Here is a 6,314-nt window from a genome sequence, read left to right as displayed (position 1 = left end):
TTCGAGTCGGGGCATTTTTCATGACGGTATGAAACTCAGCGATTGCGGGTCAGCAGTGCTGGTTTCTCGCCACGCGGGCGGCTTGGCAGTTGATCGAGTTGCTCAGGCGTCGGGAAGCGGTCGGCTTTCGATTCCTTGTGCATGATCTTCGGCCCGTTGCTGCGCGGGTTCTGCACGGCCGGTTCGCTGCGTGGCTGATCGTCACGGGCCGGGCGGCGGTTGCGTGGCGCGGATTCGTCACGACGACCCTGACCGTCACGCGGAGCGCCATTGCGCGGGCCGCTACGTTTGGCCGGTGGCGTGCCGGTGCTCGAGCCGTTGCTGTTGCGCGGACCGTTCTGACGACCCTGTGGCTGACCTCCGCGTGGAGCGCCTGCGCCTTGCGCCGGTGCGCCAGGACGACGGCCACGGCCGCCGGCAGGAGCGGCCTTCGGCACGTAGTCAACGCGGTTACCGAAGTTATCGATATCGTCGTCGAGGAACTCGTCCGGGGCACGGTCAGCCGCTGCACGCGGAGGCTGGCTCGGGCGCTGTTCGCGGCTCGGCGTGCCTTCGCGCGGTTTCTGCTGGCGGGCAGGGCGCTCGCCACGTTCACCGGCCGGCTTTTCCTTGCCCTTGTCTTTGCCTTTGTCCTTGCGACCGCCGCCACCGCCGCCGCCATTCGGGCCGTCGCCACGGGGGGCACGGGAATTGCGTGGGTTGCGGATGTCCGGACGCTCGCGGGCTTCCGGCTTCTCGGCTTCGATGGTGCTGGAGTCGAAGCCCATCAGATCGCCGTCGGCAATCTTCTGTTTGGTCATGCGCTCGATGCTTTTCAGCAGTTTTTCTTCGTCTGGCGCGACCAGCGAGATCGCCTCGCCCGAACGACCGGCGCGGCCGGTACGGCCGATACGGTGCACATAGTCTTCATCGACGTTCGGCAGCTCGAAGTTGACCACATGCGGCAACTGGTCGATGTCCAGACCACGGGCGGCGATGTCGGTCGCAACCAGAATGCGTACTTCGCCGGCCTTGAAGTCGGCCAGGGCTTTGGTGCGGGCGTTCTGGCTCTTGTTACCGTGGATCGCCACCGCCGGCAGGCCGTGTTTGTCCAGGTATTCAGCGAGACGGTTGGCGCCGTGCTTGGTGCGGGTGAAGACCAGTACCTGTTCCCACGCGCCGGCGGTGATCAGGTGCGCCAGCAGCGCACGTTTGTGGCTGGCCGGCAGGCGGAACACGCGTTGTTCGATGCGCTCGACCGTGGTGTTCGGCGGCGTCACTTCGATGCGTTCCGGGTTATGCAGCAGTTTGCCGGCAAGATCGGTGATGTCTTTGGAGAACGTTGCCGAGAACAGCAGGTTCTGACGCTTGGCCGGCAGACGTGCGAGGACTTTCTTCACGTCGTGGACAAAACCCATGTCGAGCATGCGGTCGGCTTCGTCGAGAACGAGAATTTCCACGTGGGACAGATCGACGCTGCCCTGGCCGGCGAGGTCGAGCAAGCGACCCGGGCAGGCGACGAGGACGTCGACGCCACGGGACATGGCCTGGACCTGCGGGTTCATGCCGACGCCGCCGAAGATGCAGGCGCTGACGAATTTCAGGTCACGGGCGTAGATCTTGAAGCTCTCGTGCACCTGGGCCGCGAGTTCGCGGGTCGGGGTCAGGACCAGCACGCGCGGTTGGCGCGGGCCGTGACGCTGGGATTTGTCCGGGTGACCGTTGGGGAACAACCGCTCCAGAATCGGGAGGGCGAAGCCGCCGGTTTTACCGGTACCTGTCTGAGCCGCCACCATCAGGTCGCGACCTTGCAACACGGCGGGAATGGCCCGCTGTTGCACCGGAGTAGGCTCGGTATAGCCCGCATCTTCGATGGCACGGACTAAAGCCTCGGAGAGACCGAGGGAAGCAAAGGACATGAGTAATCCTGTTTTAGTTAGGGCTTGGCCCAATGGGAGTCTTGCCTGGCGCGAATCACGTTTAAGAGGACGCAATCCCGTCCGGTCCAGCGGCGGTTCCGAAGGCACGTCAGGAGCGCTCGCGCGGGCTGGAAGCTGCGCTGTAGCGGGTCGAGAGGCCTGTTACGGTTCCGGGCGTCCGGGCGTGAGCCTGGCGGGAACGCCGGAGTATAACAGAGCAATCACTGCGCGCTGCTTTCCTGCTGCTCAACGGTTTTGCCGCCGGCCGTGGCCGAACGCAGTGACGCGCTATCAACGGGCGCAGCACCGTAACGCGCGCTGAGCTCGGCGTAGGCCGGTTCGCGCTTGAAACGCTTGAGCTCGGCGCCGAAACGCTGCACCAGCAAGTCCATACCGGCATTGCGCCGAACCGCAAGAAACTGGCTCTGACGGCTGATAACCGTCGGGTTTTCCGTGATCAGATCGCGAATATTCAGCTCATCGAGCAAATGCTGACCGACGCGGCGATCGGTAATCAGCAGGTCAATCCGCCCGCGCACCAGTTTGCCGAAATTGGCTTCATGGGTCGGTGCCGGCTCACGAACAAACAGGTCCGACTGGCTGAAGTCAGGGCTGTACAGATAACCCGGCGAGGTGCCGATGGTCAGGCCTTTGAGTTGTTCGAGGGTGTTGAAAGGATGCGGCCGCTCATTGGCGTAGAACATCACGAATTCGACGTCGGACAAAGGTTCGCTGGGATAGAGCAGGGTGGCGTCGCGTTCGGCGCTGTGAAAGATGTCCAGGGCACCGTCGGCCTGTCCGGTCTCGAGCATCGACAGGCAGCGCTTCCACGGCAGGAACTGCCATTCCACTTCAATGCCCAGACGCTGGAACACGATGGCGGTGGTTTCGTAGTCAAGACCAAGGTTTTTGCCACCCTGTTCGTAGACGTACGGCGCCCACGGCTCGGTGACAATACGCAACTTCTCGCCCCGAGCAGCGAAGCTCAGGCAAGCAAAAACCAGCACGGCGAATAACTGCGTGATCAAAGGCATGGCTGGAGATTACGACGAGAATCGCGAAAGAGCCAGAAAGCCGCTGCACAAGCTCTGTTTCGCGGCTTCAAACAAAAAAATCGCAGGCCTGACAACCCAACAAAGACGTTGCCAAGGACTGCGATCTCTTGATCCAGCTTGTAGCTTTCAGCTCGAAACTTGCAGCTGCTTCACCGCGGCAACTTCAGGTTATTCCAGATCGCCAGGCTAGGTTCGGCCTGGTTCATCGAGTAGAAGTGCAGCCCCGGCGCGCCGCCCTGCAGCAGGCGTTCGCACATCTCGCTGACGACTTGTTCGCCAAAGCTTTGAATGCTTCGCGTGTCATCGCCGTAGGCTTCCAGTTGCTTGCGGATCCAGCGCGGGATTTCCGCACCGCAGGCATCGGAGAAGCGCGCGAGTTTGCTGTAGTTGGTGATCGGCATGATCCCCGGCACGATCGGCAGATCCACGCCCAGCGCCTGCAAACGGTCGACGAAGTAGAAGTAGCTGTCGGCGTTGAAGAAGTACTGGGTGATCGCGCTGTCGGCACCGGCCTTTGCCTTGCGCACGAAGTTGGCGAGATCGTCTTCGTAGTTGCGCGCTTGCGGATGCATCTCCGGGTAAGCGGCGACTTCGATGTGGAAATGATCGGCGGTTTCTTCACGAATGAATTCCACCAGTTCATTGGCGTGACGCAGCTCACCGCTGGTCATGCCCATGCCGGACGGCAGGTCGCCACGCAGGGCAACGATGCGCTTGATGCCGGCAGCCTTGTATTCGTTCAGCAGGCCGCGCAGGTCGTCCTTGCTGTCACCGACGCACGACAGGTGCGGAGCGGCGGGTACTTTGACTTCGTTTTCCAGCTGCAACACGGTGTTGAGCGTGCGATCACGGGTCGAACCGCCAGCGCCGTAGGTGCAGGAAAAGAAATCAGGGTTGTAGGTGGCCAACTGACGGGCAGTGGCGAGCAGCTTTTCTTGCCCGGCATCGGTCTTGGTCGGGAAAAACTCGAAGCTGTAGCGACGGTCTTGGGACATTGGAGGGGACCTCCAGCTGCAAGCTGCAAGCTTCAAGCTGCAAGAGCAGCGGAGGTGCGCTGATCTCTTGTGCTTGATGCTTGCGGCCTGACGCTGTTTTGAAATAGTGGCAGAGACTCAAGCTACGTACGACAAACTCGGCTTTTGACCTTACTTGCAGCTTGTAGCTTGAAACTCCCAGCTGCTCTTAGTACCGGTAGGCGTGCGGCTTGAACGGGCCTTCGACGGTGACGCCGATGTAGTCAGCCTGTTGCTTGGTCAGTTGGGTGACCACGCCGCCGAAGCCGCGAACCATTTCCAGGGCCACTTCTTCGTCGAGTTTCTTCGGCAGCACTTCAACGGTCAGACGCTCGGCTTTCTGCGCTGGCGACAGGTCGGCGTATTTCTGGCCGAACAGGAAGATCTGTGCCAGAACCTGGTTGGCGAACGAACCGTCCATGATGCGGCTCGGGTGACCGGTGGCGTTGCCCAAGTTCACCAGACGGCCTTCGGCCAGCAAGATCAGGTAGTCGTCGTTCTGTGGATCGAAGCTGCCAGCGCCGGTGCGGTGAACCTTGTGCACCTGTGGCTTCACTTCTTCCCAAGCCCAGTTCTTGCGCATGAAAGCGGTGTCGATTTCGTTGTCGAAGTGACCGATGTTGCAGACAACGGCGCGCTTCTTCAGGGCTTTGAGCATGTTCGCGTCGCAAACATTGACGTTACCGGTGGTGGTCACGATCAGGTCGATCTTGCCCAGCAGCGCTTTGTCGATGCTCGCTTCGGAACCGTCGTTGATACCGTCGATGAATGGCGACACCAGTTCGAAACCGTCCATGCAGGCTTGCATGGCGCAGATCGGGTCAACTTCGGAGACTTTAACGATCATGCCTTCCTGACGCAGGGACTGGGCCGAGCCCTTGCCCACGTCACCGTAACCGATGACCAGCGCTTGCTTGCCGGACAGCAGGTGGTCGGTGCCGCGCTTGATCGCATCGTTCAGGCTGTGACGGCAGCCGTACTTGTTGTCGTTCTTGGACTTGGTCACCGAGTCGTTGACGTTGATCGCAGGGATCTTCAGCTCGCCCTTGGCCAGCATGTCCAGCAGACGGTGTACGCCAGTGGTGGTTTCTTCGGTTACGCCGTGAACGCGATCGAGCACTTGCGGGTATTTCTTGTGCAGCAGCTCGGTCAGGTCGCCGCCGTCGTCGAGGATCATGTTGGCGTCCCAAGGCTGGCCATCCTTGAGGATGGTCTGCTCCAGGCACCACTCGTACTCTTCTTCAGTCTCGCCTTTCCAGGCGAACACCGGGATACCGGCGGCAGCGATAGCGGCAGCGGCCTGATCCTGAGTGGAGAAAATGTTGCAGGACGACCAGCGTACTTCGGCACCCAGGGCAACCAGGGTTTCGATCAGCACGGCGGTCTGAATGGTCATGTGGATGCAGCCGAGGATTTTCGCGCCCTTGAGCGGCTGCTCGGCAGCGTATTTGCGGCGCAGACCCATCAGGGCAGGCATTTCCGATTCGGCGATGATGGTTTCGCGACGGCCCCAGGCAGCCAGGGACATGTCGGCAACTTTGTAATCGGTAAAATCGGCAGGCGTGTTGACAGCGCTCATGAAGAGCCTCCATTCGTAATGTATGCGAATGGGCGCCGTTGTGCGTTTAGTGTCCGGCGCAAGCCGTTCAACGCCCCATCCGAGCCTGACAGGTCGAACCTGCTGCAGCGCCCCTCGGACAGGTGGCGGGAAAACGGCATAGCCGTTCTGAATCGGTGGCGATTATAGCGGTCTTCGCCCGGCTAGTGGCAAGCGGCAAGCTACAAGCGGCAAGTAAAAGCCAATCCGCTTTTACTTGCAGCTTGTAGCTGAAAACTTGAAGCTGGGGGCCAATACCCCTAACGCTCACACGCCTCGACCCAGGAGCCCCCCATGAATTTCCACACCCGCAAATGGGTTAAACCCGAAGACCTCAACCCCAACGGCACCCTGTTCGGCGGCAGCCTGCTGCGCTGGATCGATGAAGAAGCGGCGATCTACGCCATCGTGCAATTGGGCAACCAGCGCGTGGTGACCAAGTACATCTCGGAAATCAACTTCGTCAGCGCCTCGCGCCAGGGCGACATCATCGAACTGGGCATCACCGCCACCGAATTCGGCCGCACCTCGATCACCCTGACCTGCGAAGTGCGCAACAAGATCACCCGCAAGAGCATCCTGACCGTCGAGAAGATGGTGTTCGTCAACCTCGGCGAAGACGGCCTGCCGGCGCCGCACGGGCGGACCGAGATCAAATACGTGAAAGACCAGTTCAAGGATGACGAAGCCGTCAGCGAGTAATGCGAGCCCTGTAGGAGCTGCCGAAGGCTGCGATCTTTTGATCTTGTTT

At 60.8% G+C, this 6,314-nt stretch carries 5 protein-coding genes and 1 riboswitch; of the genes, 1 reads left to right on the top strand and 4 read right to left on the bottom strand.

What is annotated here, in order from left to right; translation table 11 throughout:
• Positions 1–35 precede the first annotated feature (35 nt).
• From F8N49_RS24325 to ahcY, 4 genes are all read right to left on the bottom strand, one after another.
• A complete protein-coding gene (locus tag F8N49_RS24325) occupies positions 36–1,898 on the bottom strand; it encodes a DEAD/DEAH box helicase (protein ID WP_151552909.1) in 1,863 nt (620 codons plus the stop codon).
• 221 nt (positions 1,899–2,119) lie between these two features.
• Positions 2,120–2,932 carry an ABC transporter substrate-binding protein gene (locus F8N49_RS24320; RefSeq protein ID WP_122747565.1) on the bottom strand — a complete coding sequence of 271 codons (813 nt, stop codon included), beginning with the start codon at positions 2,930–2,932 and terminating at the stop codon, positions 2,120–2,122.
• A 170-nt stretch (positions 2,933–3,102) separates the two neighbouring features.
• On the bottom strand, positions 3,103–3,948 hold the full coding sequence (metF, locus tag F8N49_RS24315; RefSeq protein ID WP_016772770.1) for a methylenetetrahydrofolate reductase [NAD(P)H]: 846 nt from the start codon (positions 3,946–3,948) through the stop codon (positions 3,103–3,105).
• Between the two features lie 187 nt (positions 3,949–4,135).
• Positions 4,136–5,545, bottom strand: coding sequence for an adenosylhomocysteinase (ahcY, locus tag F8N49_RS24310; protein WP_016772771.1), 1,410 nt, complete (start codon positions 5,543–5,545; stop codon positions 4,136–4,138).
• A 23-nt stretch (positions 5,546–5,568) separates the two neighbouring features.
• A riboswitch (S-adenosyl-L-homocysteine riboswitch) is annotated at positions 5,569–5,667 on the bottom strand.
• A gap of 190 nt (positions 5,668–5,857) precedes the next feature.
• Here ahcY and F8N49_RS24305 point away from each other — a divergent pair.
• On the top strand, positions 5,858–6,265 hold the full coding sequence (locus F8N49_RS24305; RefSeq protein ID WP_071173389.1) for an acyl-CoA thioesterase: 408 nt from the start codon (positions 5,858–5,860) through the stop codon (positions 6,263–6,265).
• The last annotated feature ends 49 nt before the right edge of the window (positions 6,266–6,314 follow it).

The sequence above is a fragment of the Pseudomonas sp. GXM4 genome (genome assembly GCF_008923895.1).
Lineage (GTDB): Bacteria > Pseudomonadota > Gammaproteobacteria > Pseudomonadales > Pseudomonadaceae > Aquipseudomonas > Aquipseudomonas atacamensis.
This window is presented reverse-complemented; position numbering and strand designations above follow the sequence as displayed.

What these genes read in the sequence shown, in the direction of transcription:
- F8N49_RS24325 (WP_151552909.1), bottom strand. Translation starts at nt 1,898, where the DNA reads ATGTCCTTTGCTTCCCTCGGTCTCTCCGAGGCTTTAGTCCGTGCCATC.
- F8N49_RS24320 (WP_122747565.1), bottom strand. Translation starts at nt 2,932, where the DNA reads ATGCCTTTGATCACGCAGTTATTCGCCGTGCTGGTTTTTGCTTGCCTG.
- metF (WP_016772770.1), bottom strand. Translation starts at nt 3,948, where the DNA reads ATGTCCCAAGACCGTCGCTACAGCTTCGAGTTTTTCCCGACCAAGACC.
- ahcY (WP_016772771.1), bottom strand. Translation starts at nt 5,545, where the DNA reads ATGAGCGCTGTCAACACGCCTGCCGATTTTACCGATTACAAAGTTGCC.
- F8N49_RS24305 (WP_071173389.1), top strand. Translation starts at nt 5,858, where the DNA reads ATGAATTTCCACACCCGCAAATGGGTTAAACCCGAAGACCTCAACCCC.